The 19967-nt window shown below is 48.5% G+C and carries 17 protein-coding genes and 1 pseudogene; 7 read left to right on the forward strand and 11 right to left on the reverse strand.

Annotated features, from left to right (window positions below; genetic code table 11):
- Positions 1-38 precede the first annotated feature (38 nt).
- The 3 genes from NBH16_RS05435 to NBH16_RS05445 are packed head-to-tail and all read left to right on the forward strand — an operon-like array spanning position 39 to position 2721.
- The gene (locus NBH16_RS05435; protein ID WP_005857855.1) at positions 39-779 is read left to right on the forward strand and encodes a (Fe-S)-binding protein; all 741 of its coding nucleotides are present in this window, start codon (positions 39-41) and stop codon (positions 777-779) included.
- On the forward strand, positions 776-2143 hold the full coding sequence (locus NBH16_RS05440; RefSeq protein ID WP_009275003.1) for a lactate utilization protein B: 1368 nt from the start codon (positions 776-778) through the stop codon (positions 2141-2143). Before NBH16_RS05435 ends, NBH16_RS05440 begins: the two co-directional genes overlap by 4 nt.
- Complete coding sequence (locus NBH16_RS05445; RefSeq protein ID WP_005857851.1) at positions 2143-2721, forward strand: LutC/YkgG family protein; 579 nt, start codon at positions 2143-2145, stop codon at positions 2719-2721. The genes NBH16_RS05440 and NBH16_RS05445 overlap by 1 nt, the downstream gene beginning before the upstream one ends.
- A gap of 53 nt (positions 2722-2774) precedes the next feature.
- Here NBH16_RS05445 and NBH16_RS05450 read toward each other — a convergent pair whose 3' ends face one another.
- The 8 genes and pseudogenes from NBH16_RS05450 to trpB form a co-directional block, all read right to left on the reverse strand.
- Positions 2775-3917, reverse strand: a complete 1143-nt coding sequence (locus tag NBH16_RS05450) for an iron-containing alcohol dehydrogenase (protein WP_005863109.1) — start codon at positions 3915-3917, stop codon at positions 2775-2777.
- Positions 3918-3959: 42 nt separating this feature from the next.
- Positions 3960-4733, reverse strand: a complete 774-nt coding sequence (trpA, locus tag NBH16_RS05455; protein ID WP_036628951.1) for a tryptophan synthase subunit alpha — start codon at positions 4731-4733, stop codon at positions 3960-3962.
- A 30-nt stretch (positions 4734-4763) separates the two neighbouring features.
- Positions 4764-5414 (reverse strand): annotated as a pseudogene (locus NBH16_RS05460) (phosphoribosylanthranilate isomerase); the annotation flags it as partial.
- Positions 5411-6205, reverse strand: coding sequence for an indole-3-glycerol phosphate synthase TrpC (gene trpC / locus NBH16_RS05465; RefSeq protein ID WP_048928683.1), 795 nt, complete (start codon positions 6203-6205; stop codon positions 5411-5413). The pseudogene NBH16_RS05460 and the gene trpC, both read right to left, overlap by 4 nt.
- 13 nt (positions 6206-6218) lie before the next feature.
- Positions 6219-7217: an anthranilate phosphoribosyltransferase gene (gene trpD / locus NBH16_RS05470; RefSeq protein ID WP_048928684.1), complete on the reverse strand. Its 999-nt coding sequence runs from the start codon at positions 7215-7217 to the stop codon at positions 6219-6221.
- 169 nt (positions 7218-7386) lie between these two features.
- Complete coding sequence (locus NBH16_RS05475; RefSeq protein ID WP_048928685.1) at positions 7387-7953, reverse strand: anthranilate synthase component II; 567 nt, start codon at positions 7951-7953, stop codon at positions 7387-7389.
- Positions 7954-8075: 122 nt separating this feature from the next.
- Complete coding sequence (locus NBH16_RS05480; protein ID WP_008779674.1) at positions 8076-9479, reverse strand: anthranilate synthase component I family protein; 1404 nt, start codon at positions 9477-9479, stop codon at positions 8076-8078.
- A complete protein-coding gene (trpB, locus tag NBH16_RS05485; protein WP_008772462.1) occupies positions 9476-10660 on the reverse strand; it encodes a tryptophan synthase subunit beta in 1185 nt (394 codons plus the stop codon). Before trpB ends, NBH16_RS05480 begins: the two co-directional genes overlap by 4 nt.
- A 451-nt stretch (positions 10661-11111) precedes the next feature.
- Here trpB and NBH16_RS05490 point away from each other — a divergent pair, with 451 nt between their 5' ends.
- Together NBH16_RS05490 and NBH16_RS05495 are read left to right on the forward strand one after the other, a co-directional pair.
- On the forward strand, positions 11112-12545 hold the full coding sequence (locus NBH16_RS05490; RefSeq protein WP_005863095.1) for an aspartate ammonia-lyase: 1434 nt from the start codon (positions 11112-11114) through the stop codon (positions 12543-12545).
- Between the two features lie 118 nt (positions 12546-12663).
- Positions 12664-13599: a sugar phosphate isomerase/epimerase family protein gene (locus NBH16_RS05495; RefSeq protein WP_122382328.1), complete on the forward strand. Its 936-nt coding sequence runs from the start codon at positions 12664-12666 to the stop codon at positions 13597-13599.
- A gap of 50 nt (positions 13600-13649) precedes the next feature.
- On the opposite strand, the gene NBH16_RS05500 is transcribed toward NBH16_RS05495, so the two are convergent.
- From NBH16_RS05500 to NBH16_RS05510, 3 genes are all read right to left on the reverse strand, one after another.
- Complete coding sequence (locus NBH16_RS05500; protein WP_005857830.1) at positions 13650-14222, reverse strand: RNA polymerase sigma-70 factor; 573 nt, start codon at positions 14220-14222, stop codon at positions 13650-13652.
- 66 nt (positions 14223-14288) lie between these two features.
- A complete protein-coding gene (gpmA, locus tag NBH16_RS05505) occupies positions 14289-15035 on the reverse strand; it encodes a 2,3-diphosphoglycerate-dependent phosphoglycerate mutase (protein ID WP_048928687.1) in 747 nt (248 codons plus the stop codon).
- Between the two features lie 14 nt (positions 15036-15049).
- Positions 15050-15418, reverse strand: a complete 369-nt coding sequence (locus NBH16_RS05510) for a DUF488 domain-containing protein (RefSeq protein ID WP_005857809.1) — start codon at positions 15416-15418, stop codon at positions 15050-15052.
- Positions 15419-15578: 160 nt separating this feature from the next.
- Here NBH16_RS05510 and NBH16_RS05515 point away from each other — a divergent pair, with 160 nt between their 5' ends.
- Together NBH16_RS05515 and NBH16_RS05520 are read left to right on the forward strand one after the other, a co-directional pair.
- Positions 15579-16598: a FecR family protein gene (locus NBH16_RS05515; protein ID WP_036615587.1), complete on the forward strand. Its 1020-nt coding sequence runs from the start codon at positions 15579-15581 to the stop codon at positions 16596-16598.
- Between the two features lie 234 nt (positions 16599-16832).
- A complete protein-coding gene (locus tag NBH16_RS05520; RefSeq protein ID WP_250788205.1) occupies positions 16833-19946 on the forward strand; it encodes a SusC/RagA family TonB-linked outer membrane protein in 3114 nt (1037 codons plus the stop codon).
- Positions 19947-19967: the final 21 nt, after the last annotated feature.

The raw sequence follows: 19967 nt of genomic DNA on the forward strand, positions 1-19967 counted from the left end.
TATACGGTGTCGTATATGATATATAAGATAAAATTAGTATGAAGGTAGGATTATTTATCCCATGTTACATTAACGCGGTGTACCCCGAAGTGGGTATCGCCTCGTATAAATTGTTGAGGCATGTGGGTGTGGATGTCGATTATCCGATGGACCAGACCTGTTGCGGACAACCCATGGCGAACGCCGGCTTCGAGGATGAGGCGGCTCGCTTGGCCCTCCGGATGGAGGAACAGTTTAAGAACTATGACTACGTGGTAGGCCCCTCGGCCAGTTGCGTAGCCTTCGTAAAAGAGAACCATCCCCATATATTGGGAAAGCGGGATCACGTTTGTATGAACAGTAAGAAGATTTATGATATCTGCGAGTTCTTGCACGACGTGGTGAGACCGGGATCCCTGCCGGCCGTTTTCCCGCATAAGGTGAGTATCCATAATAGTTGCCACGGGGTGCGTGAGTTGCATCTCTCGTCGCCCAGCGAGCGTAATATCCCGTACTATTCCAAGTTACGTGATCTCCTTTCCTTGGTGAAAGGTATCGAGGTGTTCGAGCCGAAGCGGGTGGACGAATGTTGCGGTTTCGGCGGTATGTTCGCCATCGAGGAGCCTGAGGTCTCTACTTGCATGGGACAAGACAAGGTAAAGGATCATATGAGTACCGGCGCCGAGTATATCACCGGTGCGGATAGCTCTTGCTTGATGCATATGGAAGGGGTTATCAAGCGGGAGAAACTTCCGATCAAGACTATTCACATCGTTCAAATATTAGCGTCCGGATTATGAGTACGAAACATGCTATAGCAGCGGCCCGTTTCCTAGAGAATAAGGAGAATGAGGCTTGGCACGACCATACGCTTTGGATGGTACGTACCAAACGGGATAAGATGAGCCATTCGCTTCCAGAGTGGGAGCGGTTGAGGGAGTTGGCCTCGGAGATCAAGCTTTACTCCAACAGCCATCTGGACACGCTTCTGGAGGAGTTCGAGAAAAACGCGATCGCCAACGGGGCTATCGTGCATTGGGCGAAAGATGCCGAGGAGCATAACGAGATCGTCTTGCGGATCTTGCGCCAGCATGATGCCCGGAACCTGATCAAGAGCAAATCGATGCTGACGGAGGAATGCCATATGAACGAGTTCTTGATGTCGAAAGGAATCGATGTGGTGGAGAGCGATTTGGGTGAGCGTATCTTGCAATTGATGCATTTGGCCCCGAGCCATATCGTGATGCCGGCGATCCATATCAAACGGGAGCAGATCAGCGAGATGATGGAGCGTGAGATGGGAACGGAGAAAGGGAATATCGACCCTACCTACCTGACGCATGCCGCCCGTAAGAATCTGCGTGAGAAATTCCTGCATGCCGACGTGGCGATGACGGGTGCTAACTTCGCCGTCGCCTCTACGGGCGAGATCGTGGTTTGTACCAATGAGGGAAACGCCGATATGGGAACCTCCTTCCCGAAGGTGCATATCGCTACGATGGGGATGGAGAAGATCGTACCGAATCTGGAGGCATTGGGCGTATTCACTCGTTTGCTGGCTCGTTCGGGTACGGGGCAACCCATCACGTCTTATACTTCTCATTATCGCCGTCCGCCCGAGGGACAAGAGTTCCATATCATTATCGTGGATAACGGGCGTAGTGATATCTTGGCGAAACCGGATCATATTCGTACGTTGAATTGCATCCGTTGTGGCGAGTGCATGAATACCTGTCCGGTATATCGCAGGAGTGGTGGCTATTCGTATACGTATTTCATCCCGGGACCGATCGGGATCAACTTGGGTATGCTGAGGAATCCGGAGGAATATTCGGATAACGTATCGGCTTGCTCCTTATGTCTTTCTTGCTCGAACGTTTGTCCGGTAAAGATCGATTTGGGCGAGCAGATTTACCGTTGGCGGCAAGATTTGGATAAGATCGGTAAGGCGAGCAAGGAGAAGAAAGTGATGTCTTTCGGCATGAAGTTCCTGATGGAACGTCCGGGATTGTTCAATACGGCGTTGAAGTTTGCTCCGGTAGTGAATCATTTGCCTCGTTTCATGGTCTATAATGGCTTGAACGCTTGGGGCAAGGGACGTGAGCTTCCGGCTTTCGCCAAGGAGTCGTTTAATGATATGTGGAAGAATAATAAGGTGAGATAATGAGTAGTAAAGATTCTATATTGGCGAGTATCCGTCATCATACGGGTACACGCCACGAGATGCCTGAGCTTACGTTGGAGGCGATTACCTATGCGGATAAGTTGGCTACGTTCTCGGAAGTGCTAGCCGGGGCGGGTGGCAAGGCCATCGAGTTAAAGCCCGGCGAGGATGTGAATGAGGTGATCCGCCGTGAGTTTCCGGAGGCGAAACGTATCGCCTCGAATTTGAAGGAGATTACTTGCGCTACCTTTAACCCGGATGAGCTGACCGATCCCCGGGAGTTGAACGGGACGGACGTATCTGTGGTGGAGGGTAGTTTCGGCGTGGCGGAGAATGCCGCTGTCTGGTTACCCCGTCAGGTACGTTATAAAGGTCTGTACTTTATCTCGAACGCTTTGGTGATCTTGTTGGACAAGACTCAATTGGTTCATACGATGAATGAGGCTTACCGCCGTACTGCCACTATGGATTATGATTACGGAGTCTTCATGTCCGGTCCCTCAAAGACTGCTGATATTGAACAAGCCTTGGTATTCGGGGCGCATGGTCCGATCCAAGTAGTAGTCCTGTTAAGATAAAACCTATACCTATTTGTAGAGACGGGGCACGCCCCGTCTCTACAAGTTGTACGTTATTTACAGCTCTCCAATATTTCCCGTGCCACGCTACCCGTTACATTCTTCGCCTCCCCGAAGGCGGCGTTTCGTTCATTGAAGCGATTCTCGATCTCGGTGATTGTCGTATCGCCGATCTTCTCTTGGCTGAGGCGGGTAGATAAACCGAGGCTTTGGAAAAATTGCTCAGTCTTCTCGATGGCTTGGCTTACCCGTTCCTCTGTTGTTCCACTATTGATACCCCATACCCGTTCGCCGTATTGCAGTATCTTGCCCTCTTTCTGCTTGCGTAGGGTGCGTAAGGTTCCGGGGAAGACGATCGCTAGAGTCGCTCCATGCGTCAATCCGTGAAGGGCGGTTAGCTCGTGTCCGATCATATGGGTAGCCCAGTCCTGCGTTACGCCCATAGCGATAAAGCCGTTCAAGCCCATCGTGGCGGATAGCATGAAATCTGCCATCAGGTCGTAATTCCTCGGATCTTCCTTGATCTTCGGGGCGATCTCAACCAAGGTACTTAAAATACTTTCCGCCCAATGATCCATCAAGCGGGATTGGTCGGTCGTAGTCATATATTGCTCCATCACGTGGACGAAGGTATCGGCGATACCGCAAGACACTTGATACGGGGGGAGGCTGAAGGTCGTCTCCGGGTCCAAGATCGAGAACACGGGGAAATTGCTGTAGAACGGGAATTTCTCTTGCGTCTCTTTCCGGGAGATCACGGCCCCGCTATTCATCTCGGAACCTGTGGCGGGCAGGGTCAGTACGGTACCCATGGGCACGGTATGATAGTAATACCCTTTCTGTACCAATTCCCAAGGATCACCGTCGTACTGGATGCCGGCGGAGATTAGCTTCGTCCCGTCTATGACGGAGCCACCGCCTACCGCCAATAGGAAATCCACCTGCTTGCCTTTCGCTATCTGGATAGCTTCTCGCAAGGTCTCGATGGTGGGATTAGGCTCGATGCCCCAGAACTCGATATAGTCACGATCCTTTAGCGCCTTGATCACTTGGTCGTACACACCGTTTTGCTTTACGCTACCTCCTCCGAAGGTGATCATGATGCGATGCACCATCGGGATGGCCGTACTCAGTTTCTCAATCATGCCCTTACCGAATAATAAACGGGTTGGGTTGTGAAAAGTGAAGTTATTCATAGGACTATTTACTGTTTTTATATGTAAACATGAATAGGGTTCCTATTGTTTTAGGGCTTCCAGTAACTTATCGACCGCCTCGGCGGGAGTAGCTTCGCTCTTTAGTAACTGGACGAACTTGCTACCGATGATGGCACCGGAAGAATGAGCTGTCGCCGCCTCGAAAGTGGCTTTATTGCTGATGCCGAAACCTACCAAGCGGGGATTCTGTAGGTTCATGGCGTTGATACGACGGAAATAGGCCTGCTTCTGTTCGTTGAAGTCTTGTTGGGCTCCGGTCGTGGCGGCGCTGGATACCATATAGATAAATCCGCTGGTATGGGCATCGATCAGCCGGATTCGTTCCTCGGAGGTCTCTGGGGTGATCAGCATGATCATTTTCAGGTCATGGCGATCGGCTATCTCCTTGTAATCGGAGATATAATCGGCATAAGGCAGGTCGGGGATGATCATTCCGTCTACGCTGGCCTCTACGCAACTGGCGCAGAATTTCTCGAAACCGTATTGCATGATAGGATTCAGGTAGCCCATCAGGATGATCGGGATCTGTATTTCGCTCCGGATCTCTTTCAATTGCTCGAATAGGAGGTGGAGTGACATCCCGTTACGCAACGCTTGCGTGGCGGCCTCTTGGATGACGGGGCCGTCTGCCATCGGGTCGGAGAAAGGGATTCCTACTTCTACCATGTGGATACCTTTAGCCTGTAAGGCTTTTAAGATGCTTGCCGTATCGTTTAAGTTCGGATAACCGGCGGTGAAATAGACGGAGAGTATTCCGTCTTTCTGGGTCTGGAATAAGTTTGTGATGCGATTCATTACTGTTAGATGTAAAATTTGTTGGATGAAATTCTTTAGTTTGTCGATGTCTTTCAATCCCGGCTCAATCTCGAAGCCACTGTTGAGGTCGATACCTGCGAAACGGGGATGCCGGAAGTTCCGGATCGCCTCTGCGTTTTCCGGACGGATGCCTCCGCTGAGCAAGAAGGGAGTCTCTCCTTTATACTCGGTTAGGATGGACCAATCGAAACGTTTGCCTGAGCCTCCATAGCCCTCGCATCTCGTATCGAAAAGGAAATAATCCACCCGGCCCTCATACTCCTTGGTCTTCTTGAAATCCTCTTTGGAGGCGATCGGGAAGGTTTTGATTAAGGAGTATCCTCTTTTCTGTAGGGTGTGGCAATCTTCCGGCGATTCGTTACCGTGAAGTTGGAGATAGTCTAGCTTGTAGGCGGAGGCTGTCTCCATCATGGACTCGATGGTAGCGTTGACGAAAACGCCCACTTTTTTAGTTGATAGTTGACAGTTGACAGTTGACAGTTGCGACAAGCGGTATTTAACTGTCAATTGTCCACTGTCCACTGTCCACTGCTTCGTCGGGCTTTGCCCGATGAAGCGCGGGGAGCGTTCGTAGAAGATGAGGCCGATCCAGTTGACGGCTAGGGCGGAGACTTCTTGGATGTTCCGGGAGTCTCGCATTCCGCATACTTTGATGATCATGCCAGTCCTCCTATAAAATCGGCTAGGGTATCGCCCGGCCTCTCGGTTTTCATGAAGGTCTCTCCGATCAGGAATCCACGGAAACCGGCCTCACGCAATTGGCGTACGGTATCGGTCTCGGATATTCCGCTCTCGGACACTAAAAGAGGGGAGAAGCCTCGCATCTTATCGACCAACTTGAATGAGTTGTTTACATCCGTATGGAAGGTGCCGAGATTACGGTTGTTCACGCCGAGCATATCGATATCCGCATTCATGTATTTGAGCTCGTCCTCGCTATGGACTTCCAGCAAGACTTCCAATTGCAGGCTATGGGCGGTCTCGGCGAGTATCCGGCATTCTTCTTCCGTAAGGGCGGCGGCGATCAACAAGACAGCGTCGGCGCCCATCACCCGGGCTTGGAAGAGTTGGTAGGTATCGATGATGAAGTCCTTGCGAAGTAATGGGAGATCCACCAGCTTGCGGGCCTTTTGCAAGTCGCCCAAGGAACCTCCGAAGAAATCCCCGTCCGTAAGGATCGAGCAGGTGGAGGCTCCTCCGGCCTCGTAAGCGGGCACCACGTCGGCGATATTCGCACCCGGATGCAGCCAGCCCTTGGAGGGGCTTTTACGCTTGAACTCGGCGATAATACCGGAGGGGGATGATTCCAGCGCCGCACGCATGGAACGTGTGTCACGCTCCATACGGTCGCTACCTAAAGCCAATAAGGTCTGTAAGCTTACGGCCTGTTTCTGCCGGGCTACCTCGATGCGCTTATTGGCGATAATATCTTGTAAGATGTCCTTTTTCATAGGATATGTTTCTTTATCTTTGGTTCAAAGATATAAATTTACGGAATGTAGCCAATGCTTTTCCGCTTTCCAATGATTCACGTGCCTCGGCGATACACGTCTCGATCTTCTTCTCTGGACAGATCACTTGGATGGCGAAGGCGGAGTTGGCGATCACGCAGCTCTTTTGGGCCTCGGTAGCCCTGTTCCCTAATACGGCGTCGAAGATACGGGCCGCTTCCTCCGGGGTCTCTCCGCCATCGAGGTCCGCTTCCGTGCAACGTTTGAATCCGAGCATCTCCGGGGTATAAAGCTTCTCTTTCTCCGGCATGGCTACCTTGAAATCGGCCGTGAGGGAGATCTCGTCGTAACCGTCCAAGCTATGTACCACGGCGAAACGGGTACAGCTCTCTTGATACGTATAATTATATAGGCGGAGTAGCGGGAGGTTATATACGCCTAACAATTGGTAAGTAGGCATGACCGGGTTGACCAGCGGGCCGAGCATATTGAAGAAACTGCGTACGCCGAGGCTCTTCCGTACCGGAGCTACCGCTTTCAGCGCCGGGTTGAACAAGGGGGCGTGGAGGTAGGCGATATGGCAGGTATCCATGGAGGTACGTAGCTTATCGATATCGTTCGTGAATTTTACGCCGTGTTGCTCCATCACGTTGCTGGCGCCGCTCACCGAGGTAGCCCCGTAGTTACCGTGCTTTACGACATTGTAACCGGCACCGGCCACTACGAAACAGGAACAGGTACTGATGTTGAACGTGTTTTTTCCGTCGCCTCCGGTACCTACGATATCGATCGGTTTGTATTCGCTTAAATCTACCGGTACACGCATCTCCAGCAAAGCTTCCCGGAATCCGGTCAATTCCTCTACAGAGATACTGCGCATCAGGAATACGGTGATCAGGCTGGCGATCTGGGAATCGTTGTAGCGTCCCTCCGCTATGTTCTGGAGGATGTTCCGGGCTTCTTCCCGGCCTAGATATTGGTGCTCGAATAATCTGTATAATATTTGCTTCATGTCTGTAATGTGTTGAATGATAAAATATTGCAGTTTTGCGATATTTCTTTATCGAAAAACTTTTGTTTCTCTAGGGGAAAACTCTTGTTTCTTGCTTGAGAAACATTAGTTTCACCATAGAGAAACTGATGTTTCGTTAGGAAGAAACTATAAGTGCCTTAGGAGGTAATTAGCGTTTCAGCCAGTTCTCTATAATAGTCTTCCCTTTGGGTGTCAACACGGATTCCGGATGGAATTGGATACCTCGTACATCGTACTCACGATGGCGCAAGCCCATGATCTGTCCTTCTTCCGTATCGACCGCCGTAATTTCCAGACAATCCGGGAAGTTTTCCTTGGAGACCGCCCAAGAATGATAACGCCCAACACGTATACCCGGTTCCAGTCCCTCGAAGATAGGATCTTTAGCGACAATTCGTATATCGGAGCAAACGCCGTGATGCACGTCGGTAAGGTTTATCAATGTGGCGCCGAATGCCTCGCCGATGGCCTGCTCGCCTAGGCAGACACCTAGGATGCTCTTTGTCGGGGCGTACCGGCGGATCAAGGGGAGGAGGATGCCGGCTTCCTCGGGGATGCCCGGTCCCGGGGATAATAAGATCTTATCGAAACGCTCTATCTCTTCCAAGGAGATCTTGTCGTTGCGGTGTACCTCTACGTCCGTACCCAGTTCCTTCAATATATGTAGCAAATTGTAGGTGAAGGAATCGTAATTATCAAATAATAATATCTTCATTTTATATATATTGTTGTTGTTGTAGAGACGGGGCACGCCCCGTCTCATCCTTTCAAAATGGTAACTTAAAATACTATCAGACTGTGGGAGACGGGGCACGCCCCGTCTCTACAACCGGATAATCAATTGATTAATTTCTCCGCTAGATCTATCGCCTTCTTCAAGGCTCCCAGCTTATTGTTTACCTCTTGCAATTCACGCTCATCGTTGCTCTTAGCCACGATCCCGGCTCCCGCCTGATAGTAAAGTACGTTGCCACGGCTGACGAAGGTACGGATCGTGATCGCTTGGTTCAAATCACCATCCAGACCGATAAAGCCGATACAGCCGCCGTAAGCACCCCGGTTATGATGCTCGATGTCGGTGATCAGTTGCATGGCCCGTACTTTGGGGGCTCCGCTCAATGTGCCGGCGGGGAAGGTATCGACGTAGGTCTTTACCGGGTCGCTATCGGTGTTGATCTCGCCGCTCACACGGGATACGAGGTGGATGACGTGGCTGTAGTATTGTACCTCCTTATAGAAATCCACTTGCACGTCGTGGGCGTTCCGGCTGAGGTCGTTGCGGGCGAGGTCTACCAGCATCACGTGCTCGGCGTTCTCCTTGGGGTCGGCAAGCAGGGCCTCGGTACGCTGCTTGTCTACCTCGATATTACCGGTACGGAAAGCGGTCCCGGCGATCGGGTCGATGCTGGCGTGTCTGCCCGTTACCTTGCAATGCGTCTCGGGGGAAGAGCCGAAGATACGGAAACCTCCGAAATCGAAATAGAACAAATAAGGAGAGGGGTTGATGCTGCGAAGAGCCCGGTACACCTTGAAGTCGTCTCCCTTGAACGGTTGCTCGAAGCGACGGCTCAATACGATCTGGAAGACATCCCCCCTGAGGCAGTGCTTGATGCCTTGGCGGACCATCGCCTTGTATTCCTCGCCGGTGATCGGGGAGGTCTCGGGACCCGCTGTCTGGAAGTTATAGGAGGCGAAGTTACGGTTCTCTATCAATGTCTCGATTTCTTCCAGCCGGCTAGCCTCGTCCTCTTGGAGCATCTCCACTAGGGTCAACTCGTTCTTGAAATGATTGAAGACAAGGATATACTTATATAATATGTATAGCATATCGGGGGCGTCGTTCTCCTCGTGATGAACTTCCATGACCGGGATGTTCTCGAAATAACGGACGGCATCGAAAGCCGTGTAGCCGAATAATCCGCAGACTTTCTTGTCCGCTCCCTCCACCTTGAAGCGGCCGAGAAAAGCGTTCATCGCCTCGGGTACGTTATAGTCTTCGGTGAGCGGGGTAACCTCACGGGTCTCGTCGGGGAAGGTCGCCGTGCATTCCCCGTTGTTGATACCGATGCTCGCCAAGGGGCGGAGCGCTATAAAGGAAAGGCTATTCTCGTTTCCGTGGAAGTCCGAGCTTTCCAACAGGGCCGATTCCGGGTAGATATCCCGCACTTTCAGATAGATGCTTACGGGAGTGTGAAGGTCGCCCATCACCTTCTTGCTTATCGTTTTGAAAGAATAATTCATGATAATTTATAATTAATGTAAGTGTCCATATCTTTATCGCCACGGCCCGAGACAGTCAGTACCACCACCTCTTCCGGCTTGAAGTTTACCTTGGCCAAAGCCCCCAAGGCATGGGCGCTTTCCAAGGCCGGGATGATTCCTTCCAGACGGGTCAACTCGAAAGCGGCCTCCAACGCCTCGTCATCATCTACCGCTAGGATTTGCGCACGGTGCTTTACGGAGAGGTTCGCGTGGATCGGGCCGATGCCCGGGTAATCCAAGCCGGCGGAAACAGAATAAGGTTCCTCGATCTGTCCGTCCTCGTTCTGCATGACCAAGGTACGTGCCCCGTGGATGATGCCCTCTTTACCCAATTGGATCGTGGCGGCGCTCATGCCGGAGTGGATGCCCTTGCCGCCGGCCTCGGCCAAGACGATCTTCACCCGCTCGTCATCCACGAAATGATAGATCGTACCGGCGGCGTTACTTCCCCCGCCTACGCAGGCGATCAGGTAATCCGGGTGATCCCTTCCTTCCTTCTCCAGCAGTTGCTTCTTGATCTCCTCGCTGATAACGGATTGCAGCCGGGCTACCATATCCGGATAAGGATGGGGGCCTACCGTAGAACCGATAATATAATACGTATCCGAAGGATGACAGCACCAGTCACGGATCGCCTCGTTCGTGGCGTCTTTCAAGGTCATGTTTCCCGAGGTCACGGGCACGACGGTAGCTCCCAGCATTTCCATCTTTTGTACGTTGGCATGTTGGCGTTCCACGTCTGTCTTCCCCATATAAACGATACATTCCATATTCATCAAGGCACATACCGTAGCCGTAGCCACTCCATGCTGTCCGGCACCCGTCTCGGCGATGATACGGGTCTTCCCCATGCGGCGGGCTAGGAGGATCTGGCCGATCGTATTGTTGATCTTATGTGCTCCGGTATGGTTCAAGTCTTCCCGTTTCAAATAGATCTTGCATCCGTACTTCTCGCTCAACCGTTTGGCCAAGTAAAGAGGGGAGGGGCGGCCTACATAATCACGCAATAACTGATCGAACTCTTCCTTGAAGCTATCGCTCTCCAACACTTGCAGATAGGTATTCTGTAAATTTTCCACGCATTGATGAAGGATCTCGGGAACATAGGCCCCGCCGAACTCACCATAGTAACCATTCTTGTCAACTTGATACGTTTTCATCTTTTATCTATTTTAGTTATTTTCCTTTTGAATTTGCCATAAAAAGAAAAGAGGCCTGCCGCAAGTGCGACAGACCTCTTTATATCTTTATGTAGTGTTTATATATACATACGAGTCTTCGTTCCTTACGACCTTTTGAGTTGTACGGAGCGCCACCACCAATATGTATTTACTACGAATGTTCTCATGACTCTGTTTTGTTATTACGGCAGCAAATATATGGAATCTTTGACAAACAGCAAATAAAATCGTACTTTTTTTATGAATGAGATAAAAAAGATCAGAAGGTCTATTAAAACTGCTCTATTGACAAATTGTAATTCATTGAGCCTTGTGTAGACGTGTATTGGCGTTTTTGGTATTTGTTTTTATTATTTCGAAGAATAATTTGCTTTCAAAATAATAGTTTCTACCTTTGCGGAAACAATAAAAAACGATTAATATTTCTAATATGGATACTAAATTAACTGGAAAAACTCGCATAGAGAGCGATTTGATCGGCGCTCGTGAAATCCCCGCCGAAGCATTATACGGAGTTCAAACCTTGAGAGGAATCGAGAATTTCTCAATCAGTAAATTCCGTTTGAGTGAATATCCTTTATTCATTAAAGGATTAGCTATAACAAAAATGGCGGCTGCCATGGCTAACTTTGAATTAGGCTTGCTTACCGTAGAGCAAAAAGACGCTATCATCGCCGCTTGTGGGGAGATTCTCGATGGTAAACATCACGACCAGTTCCCGGTGGATATGATCCAAGGCGGAGCGGGTACCACTACGAATATGAACGCGAATGAGGTGATCGCCAACCGTGCCTTGGAGCTGATGGGGCATGAGCGGGGTGAATACCAATACTGCTCACCGAACGACCATGTGAACTGCTCGCAATCCACGAACGACGCATATCCGACCGCTATCCATATCGGTATGTATTTTAAGCATCTTCAATTGCTTCCCCATTTGGAGGAATTGATCGCCTCTTTCCGTAAGAAAGGAGAGGAGTTCTCGCAAATTATCAAGATGGGACGTACGCAGTTGGAGGATGCCGTACCTATGACGTTGGGGCAGACCTTTAATGGCTTCGCCAGCATCTTGCAGGATGAGATCGCTCACTTGAATGAGGCCGCCGCCGATTTCTTGGTGGTTAATATGGGAGCTACCGCTATCGGTACGGGTATTTGTGCCGAGCCGGGATACGCGGAGAAATGTATTGCGGCTTTACGTGAGATAACCGGATGGGATATCCGTCTCTCCTCCGATTTGGTAGGAGCTACCTCGGATACTTCTTGCTTGGTAGGCTATGCTTCCGCCATGAAGCGGGTTTGCGTGAAGATGAATAAGATATGTAATGACCTTCGCTTGTTGGCAAGCGGCCCTCGTTGCGGTTTGGGTGAGTTTAACTTGCCTGCTATGCAGCCGGGTTCTTCTATCATGCCGGGTAAGGTGAATCCTGTGATCCCGGAGGTGATGAACCAGATCGCTTATAAGGTAATGGGTAATGAATTATGTGTGACCATGGCCGGGGAAGCCGCCCAGATGGAGCTGAACGCCATGGAGCCGGTGATGGCACAATGCTGCTTCGAGTCCGTGGATTTGCTGATCAATGGTTTCGATACCTTGCGTACCCGTTGCGTGGACGGTATTATCGCTAACGAGGATCGTTGCCGTGAGGAGGTACATCATAGCATCGGCGTGGTGACGGCCTTGAATCCGGTAATCGGCTATAAGAACTCGACCAAGATCGCGAAGGAGGCGTTGGAGACCGGCGTTAGCGTTTATCAATTGGTACTGGATCATGGTATCTTGACCAAGGAGGAATTGGATACGATCTTAAGCCCGGAGAATATGATCAAGCCGGTGAAGTTGGATATCAAGCCTCGCCGTTAATCGAGTCCTATTATATAATGTATACCATTTGTGGACCGTATAGGTGGATTTTTCCATCCTATGCGGTCTTTTTTTAGATTATAATCTCTATCTTTGGACTGACTTAATTCTAATAATCATGATAAATAGACGAGATTTTTTAAAGAATGCGTCCCTTTTCACCTTGGGTGGCCTGATGGCCGGAAAGGTCGGGAGCGCAGATGCGGCTAAACCTGTCACTTCTGAAACGATGGCCGCTAAGACAGTTGGTTTACAAATCTATTCTTTAGGCAAGGAACTTTATGCGGATGTACCCGGTGGATTGAAAAAGATCAAGAAAATGGGGTACACGAATCTGGAATTGGCCGGTTACAAGGAAGGCAAGATCGGCGGTGTAGACATGATGGAATTCAAGAAGATGGTGGATGATGCCGGATTGAAGATCACCAGTTCCCACGTGAATCCTCCGGTACGTGAGTACACGAAGGCCAATCGCTCCCAGATCTCCGAGTATTGGAAGAAGACGGCTGATGACCATGCCAAACTAGGCGTGAAGTACTTGATCCAGCCCGGGCAACCGAGTACCCGTAGCACCGAGGAAACCGCTTTCGTCTGCGAGATTTTTAACGAGGCGGGTAAGATCGTGAAAGCGGCCGGTATTCCTTTCGGCTATCACAACCATGAGATGGAGTTCGCCAAGGTAAATCCGGGTAGTACGGAGGCCAAGCTGGGAAGGCGTGTGAAAGGAGATTGCATCTATGAGTTGTTCTTGAAGAATACTGATCCTTCGCTTGTATTTTTCGAGATGGATGTTTATTGGGCCGTGATGGGACAACAAGATCCGATAGAGTGGTTGAAGAAATATCCGAACCGTATTAAGGTATTGCACATCAAGGACCGTGCTATTCTAGGCGAGTCCGGGATGATGAATTTCGAGAATATATTCCAGCAAGCTTACGCGAATGGAATCAAGGATTATTTCGTGGAGTTGGAGGGTATGCCTGACGGACGTTCCCAGTTTGAGGGCGTGAAAGGCTGCGTGGATTATTTATTGAAAGCACCGTTCGTGAAATAAGTCTTTTGACTCATTAAAAAAACGCTCATGGCGGTAGGATGCTTCCTCCGTTATGAGCGTGTTTGTTCGTAAAGCAGCCATACCAATAAAGGGATATAGTCCTTTAATTTCGTCCGTAATATCTTGAGCGCTTGAGAGATGCGGTATGCGATTGTTTTGGGGGATACGCCTGTCCGCTCGGCGATCTCGTTGTAGGTCATTTCCTCGAAACGGTTCATCTCGAATGCCTTACGGTATTCATCCGGGAGCTCCCGGATGGCCTTGGAGGCCAAGGCCATCAGTTCTCCTATATAAAAATCAGGATTCTCGAATTGCTCTTGGAACTTGGCGTACAATCTCTCGTGCACTTGTTGCTTAACCTGTATGTGGCTGATCGTATTGAGGCATTTATTGCGGACAATGGTGAAGAGGAGTGATTTCAGGGACATGTCCGCTACTAGGGATTTTCGGTTTTCCCACAGCCACATCATCACGTCTTGTACGATCTCCTCCGATTCTGGTACTGTTACATATTGGGAGGCGAAGGCGCACAATCCCCGGTAATATTGTTTGTACACGGTGTCGAACGCTTGTTCGTCTCCTGCGATAAGTTCTAGTGAAATTCGTTCTGCGTTCTCGTCCACAATAGTGTTTAAGTTTGTTTGGTTGCAAACTTAATGAATAATTCCGGATAAGAGGCATGAATCCCGCTACTTTTTCTTTCCTTGGTTGGCTACGGCTTCCATGAGTTTCTTGATTTCCTCCGGGTCGCCAAGGAAATAATCATTCACGAGTTTCAAGTCATCATCGAACTCGAACACGTATGGAACGGCTGTCGGGAGATTCAGATGAACGATCTCTTCATCGGAGATGTTTTTTAAATATTTGATGATTCCCCGCAAGCTGTTTCCGTGAGCGGCGACAAGGATCTGGTCGGCGGTCCGGAGCGTCGGGAAGATAACCTCTTTCCAATAAGGGAGAATCCGCTCAACCGTATCTTTCAAGGATTCCGTACGGGGCAACTCTTTATCCGGCACGTCTTTGTAGCGGATATCGAAGCGAGGGTTACGAGGGTCGCCTTCCGATAGGGGAAGCGGGGCTATATCGTAACTGCGACGCCAGATCAAGACCTGCTCGTCTCCATACTTTTGGGCGGTCTCGCTCTTGTTCAACCCTTGTAGCGATCCGTAATGTTTCTCGTTCAGCCTCCAGCTCTTCTCCACCGGGATCCAGTCTTGGTCCATGCGATCCAATACACAATTCAAGGTTTTGACAGCCCGTTTTAAATAAGAGGTATAGGCTTTATTGAACACATATCCTTTTTCTTTCAATAAGTTGCCGGCCCTATAAGCTTCGGCCACGCCTTTTTCTGTCAAATCCACATCGGTCCAACCGGTGAACCGGTTCTCTTTATTCCATACACTTTCGCCGTGGCGAAGCAATACGATACTTTTCATAGGTCTTTTTATTTTTATGATTTGTTTTTCTCGAAATCCTCGATGACTTCTTTTAATATAGGTAGATGACTATGTTGTACATCCTTCGCTGCCGTGAGGAAAGTGACAACCGGATGCTTCTCGATCTCTCGTAAGAAAGGAATGAAATCCGGGTTCTGCTTGATCTCCATCCCGTAGCGACCTTGGAATACTTCCCAATGCCTGTCTTTATCCTCGTGGAACCATTGGCGTAACTCCTTAGATGGAGTGATGTCTTTTCTCCATTCGTCAAACTTCGCATCCTCTTTCTTCAGTCCTCTGGGCCATAGCCTGTCGAGAAGAATGCGATAACCATCCGCCTCACTTGGCTCCTCATAAATCCGTTTTAAAAGAATCTTTACCATAAGAAGTCTCATTTTGTGGTAAAACAGTAGAAAGAGGGATATTGTTGAGCCTTTCTTTAGGAACGGTATTTTTGCCATTATTCAATTTTCTTGAAAAAAATCGTTTTTTTGTTTAGTACATCTTTTGTCTCAACTGTATTAATTATAGAAACAAGAAAAAATGGAAATAAACGAAGACATATTGATCCGATACATCGATGGGATGTTGACCGAGGAGGAAGCTGTGGAGGTGAAAAACTGGCGGGCCGCCTCTCTAGAAAACGAGAAACTGTTGGAGCAGGTCTATTTTACAGCTCAAGTGGCAAGTCGCCTAAAAGTCATGCGGACCGTGAACCCGGACGAGGCGTTGTCTCGTTTTAAATCAAGAATCCATAAGAAAGAGAAAAGATTAGCTTTAAGACAAGTGTTAGGTGTTATTCAACGGGCTGCGGCCGTGTTATTCATTCCAGTCTTTCTTTTATCCGCTTATTTGTTCATACAGCAGGGTCAAGGGAACGTGCGTACGCTAGCCGTACGCACGAATCCTGGGGTGGTTTCGGCATTCGATTTACCTGACGGTTCTAAGGTTTGGCTGAATGCCAATAGCGAATTGAGATATCCTTCGGATTTCAATGCGGATACCCGTACGGTGGAATTAACCGGACAAGGATATTTCGAGGTGACGAAGAATGCCCATAAGCCTTTTATTGTGAAAGCGGATAAAGATTACTCGGTAGAGGTGTTGGGTACTTCTTTCAATGTATCCGCTTACAAAGACGAGAGTATGATAGAGACCACCTTGGTAGAGGGATCGGTAAAGTTGAACGTCGTGTCCGGAGGAAAGCGAATGACACAGATGTTGAAGCCAAACGAGAAAGCTGAGTATCAAAAGGGTGCTGACAAGATCAAGGTGTTCGACGTGAATACCGAATATGACACGGCTTGGAAGAACGGGGAGATTATCTTCAGGAACCATCCGATGGATAAAGTATTGAAAACGCTGGAACGTCATTATCACGTAGTATTCGAGGTAAAAGATAACGAGATACTCAAGTCCATAATAACAGCCCGTTTCAAGGACGAGCAATTGCCTCAAGTATTGGAATACCTGAAATTGGCGTCGGGAATCCAGTATGCGATACATAAACCTACCGTTAAGGACAGTGGATCGGGAACCTCAGTCGTGGAAATATCAAAATGAGAAATAATGTGTAACCTTCTAAAATACGTCTGCCCATGAAGAAAGAATAAACAAGGATTAAAAACATACGGAAGAATATTGGCGTATTCTCCCGTACGAAAAGTCAAGAAGAGCTGTTGGCGCAGCTACAAATAACTTTATTATAAATAGTAACACTACAAAAATATGAATAAAATTGTAACCTTAAATGCTTTAAGGGGGAATAGTTATTCTCTTTTTCGAAAAATTCCGTTAATGATTAACATGGGGGTATGCGCATTCTGTTTGGTACCGGCCATGGTTTTCGCAGAGAACACGCATGAAGTCACAGTCTTAAACGCTCAACAACAGACACGAAAAGCAGTCGGTGTCGTTACGGACAAAACGGGCGAGGCTATTATTGGTGCTAACGTAATTGTTAAAGGAACTACCAACGGTACCATCACGGATATGGATGGCCGTTTCGAGTTGGATGTTCCTAACAATGCGACTTTACAAGTTTCCTATATCGGTTTTAATACGCAAGAGATCGTCTTTACCGGACAACCTTCTATCGAGGTTCAATTGGTCGATGATACGCAAGCCTTGGATGAAGTCGTGGTAACCGCTTTGGGTATCAAGCGAGAGAAAAAGGCTTTGGGATATTCTATGTCTGAATTGAAAGGCGAGTCCCTGACGCAAACCCGTGATGCTAACGTGGCCAACGCTTTGGCTGGTAAGGTAGCAGGTTTGCAGATCAAGCAAAATGGTACCGGTGTCGGTGGTTCCTCTCGTATCGTGATTCGTGGTAATAACTCTATTACTGGTAATAACCAGCCGTTGATCGTTGTGGACGGTGTACCTATCGATAACTTTAGCGGTGGTACGGATGACTATTGGGGTAACGGTAACGTGGATAAAGGTTCCGGTATCTCTGATATCTCCCCGGATGATATCGAGAGTATGTCCGTATTGAAAGGCCCGGCAGCCGCGGCGTTGTATGGTAGCCGTGCAGGTAACGGTGTCGTGATGATCACGACTAAGAAAGGTAGCCAGAATAAAGGTTGGGGCGTAAGTATCAACTCGAATTTCACGGCTGAGAACCCGATGCAAACCCCGAAGTTCCAAGATGTATACGGACAAGGTATCGACGGCGCTTTCGATAATAATAAAGCGACGAGCTGGGGTGCCGCTATGGACGGTTCTTCTAAGGATATGGCGATGGGTTCTTACCAGTATGCGGCGAGAGACAATGATTTATATAAGGATTTCTTGCGCACTGGTACCACTTGGACAAACAGCGTGGATTTGAGCAAGAGTTCCGAGGATATCACTTTCCGTGCCGGCGTGACACGCTTGGATAATAAGGGTGTTGTTCCGAATAGCGGAATGGATCGTACGTCTATCAACTTGCGTTCTACGGCTAAACTGTCTAAATGGTTATCGGCCGACGTGAAGGTTAATTATGTAAGCCAGCATACGAACAACCGTGTGAAATTAGCGGGCGACCCGGATAATATCTTCCTTAACTATTTAAGTATGCCCCGAAGTGTGGGCTTCTCTGACTATGACGCCTATAAAGATAATGATTGGAAACGTGCGGACGGAAAGCCCGCTGGTTATCTGATCGACACGGGAGCCAACGCCAATAACCCGTATTGGTCCGCTTACCGCAATACGAACAAGGATAAGAAAGACCGCTTTATCGGATTCGCGGCCTTGGATTTCACGTTTACGGATTGGTTGAGCTTGAAGCTTCGCTCTGGTATGGATAATTACACCATCCAGTATGAGACAATCCGTGCGACAGGTAACCCGTATTGGGAGAACAACGGTAGCATGACAGCCAATATGGAGAAATTCACCGAGATCAACTCCGATTTCTTATTGACAGCTAAAGGCAACTGGGATCGATTCGGTATCGTAGGTACGGTAGGTGGTAATATGATGTACCGTAATTCTACATGGTACAAGGAATCATCCGGTGAGTTTGTGATTCCCGATTTCCATGCGATCGCCAACGGTAAGACACATGGTGGTGAGTATACTCGCAACCGTAAACAAATCAACTCGCTATATGCTACGGCATCATTGTCTTGGGACGACTATTTGTATTTGGACTTAACCGCTCGTAACGACTGGTCTTCAACACTTCCGAAAGACAATGACTCTTATTTCTACCCGTCGGTAGGTGTTAGCTGGATTTTCACCCAAATGTTGAATAAGATGGGGCATAACACGGGTATTCTTTCTTTCGGTAAGATCCGTGCGTCTTGGGCTCAGGTAGGTAATGATACGGACGCTTATATGTTGCGTGACTATTATAATATCAGTTATGATATTAAAGGGGGTATTTTTAATGCCAGCAACGAGGATTGGATGGCAAATCCAAATTTAAAGAATGAGACGATCAACTCTTGGGAGTTAGGCCTTGAGTTGAAGGCGTTTGAGAATAGGGTTGGTGTCGACGTAGCGTATTATAAGAAGAACGCCAAAGACCAGATCTTAAAGATCGATGTTCCTTCCGCTACAGGGTTCAAGAAAAAGATGATCAACGCCGGTAATATTGAGAATAAGGGTGTAGAGGTTGCGTTTAACGCTACTCCTTATATCTCCGAGAGTGGTTTCCAATGGGATACTCAGTTGAACTGGTCAAAGAATATCAACAAGGTAATTTCATTGACAGATGATACGAAAGAGCAGATCCTTAGTGATGCATCAGTAAGTTTCTTGAAGATCGTCGCTCACGAGGGTGGAGCCTATGGAGATATTTACGGTTACGCTTATCAACGGGATGATAACGGCAACATTATTATCGGTGCCGATGGTGTTCCTTTGAGAACGGACGATATGGTATTGTTGGGTAACAACCAGCCGAAATGGATGATGGGTTGGAGCAATACCTTGTCATATAAGAATTTCGTGTTGAACTTCATGTTCGATATGCGTTATGGCGGTGATGTGTATATGGGATCTATCCGTGCGGGTGCTTCATCCGGTAATTTAGAGATGACGTTGGATAGTCGTGATGGTATGGTTGTTCCGGGGGTATTGGCCGATGGTACTCCCAATACGAAGAGTATTACGGCTCAAGCTTATTGGAATGGTCTTTCTAGCAATAACGTGACAGAGGCTTATATGTACGATGCGACAAACATCCGTTTACGTGAGTTGAGTTTGGGTTATAATTTCCCGAGAACGATGTTGGCGAAGACTCCATTTACTTCCGCTCGCTTGAGTTTCGTGGCTCGTAACTTGTTCATGATTTATAGTAAGACAAAGGGATTCGACCCGGAGGCTGCTTATACATCTGGTAACGCCCAAGGTATCGAGTACGGTTCTATGCCTACTATGAGAAGCTTAGGTTTCAATATTAATCTGGCATTTTAATGAAACATAAATCTAAAAATG

Source organism: Parabacteroides sp. Y3-G-102 (genome assembly GCF_023656845.1).
GTDB lineage: Bacteria > Bacteroidota > Bacteroidia > Bacteroidales > Tannerellaceae > Parabacteroides > Parabacteroides distasonis.

Coding starts and splice junctions, on each gene's coding strand:
- NBH16_RS05435 (WP_005857855.1), top strand. CDS start 39: ATGAAGGTAGGATTATTTATCCCATGTTACATTAACGCGGTGTACCCC.
- NBH16_RS05440 (WP_009275003.1), top strand. CDS start 776: ATGAGTACGAAACATGCTATAGCAGCGGCCCGTTTCCTAGAGAATAAG.
- NBH16_RS05445 (WP_005857851.1), top strand. CDS start 2,143: ATGAGTAGTAAAGATTCTATATTGGCGAGTATCCGTCATCATACGGGT.
- NBH16_RS05450 (WP_005863109.1), bottom strand. CDS start 3,917: ATGAATAACTTCACTTTTCACAACCCAACCCGTTTATTATTCGGTAAG.
- trpA (WP_036628951.1), bottom strand. CDS start 4,733: ATGAATCGCATCACAAACTTATTCCAGACCCAGAAAGACGGAATACTC.
- trpC (WP_048928683.1), bottom strand. CDS start 6,205: ATGAAAAAGGACATCTTACAAGATATTATCGCCAATAAGCGCATCGAG.
- trpD (WP_048928684.1), bottom strand. CDS start 7,217: ATGAAGCAAATATTATACAGATTATTCGAGCACCAATATCTAGGCCGG.
- NBH16_RS05475 (WP_048928685.1), bottom strand. CDS start 7,953: ATGAAGATATTATTATTTGATAATTACGATTCCTTCACCTACAATTTG.
- NBH16_RS05480 (WP_008779674.1), bottom strand. CDS start 9,479: ATGAATTATTCTTTCAAAACGATAAGCAAGAAGGTGATGGGCGACCTT.
- trpB (WP_008772462.1), bottom strand. CDS start 10,660: ATGAAAACGTATCAAGTTGACAAGAATGGTTACTATGGTGAGTTCGGC.
- NBH16_RS05490 (WP_005863095.1), top strand. CDS start 11,112: ATGGATACTAAATTAACTGGAAAAACTCGCATAGAGAGCGATTTGATC.
- NBH16_RS05495 (WP_122382328.1), top strand. CDS start 12,664: ATGATAAATAGACGAGATTTTTTAAAGAATGCGTCCCTTTTCACCTTG.
- gpmA (WP_048928687.1), bottom strand. CDS start 15,035: ATGAAAAGTATCGTATTGCTTCGCCACGGCGAAAGTGTATGGAATAAA.
- NBH16_RS05510 (WP_005857809.1), bottom strand. CDS start 15,418: ATGGTAAAGATTCTTTTAAAACGGATTTATGAGGAGCCAAGTGAGGCG.
- NBH16_RS05515 (WP_036615587.1), top strand. CDS start 15,579: ATGGAAATAAACGAAGACATATTGATCCGATACATCGATGGGATGTTG.
- NBH16_RS05520 (WP_250788205.1), top strand. CDS start 16,833: ATGATTAACATGGGGGTATGCGCATTCTGTTTGGTACCGGCCATGGTT.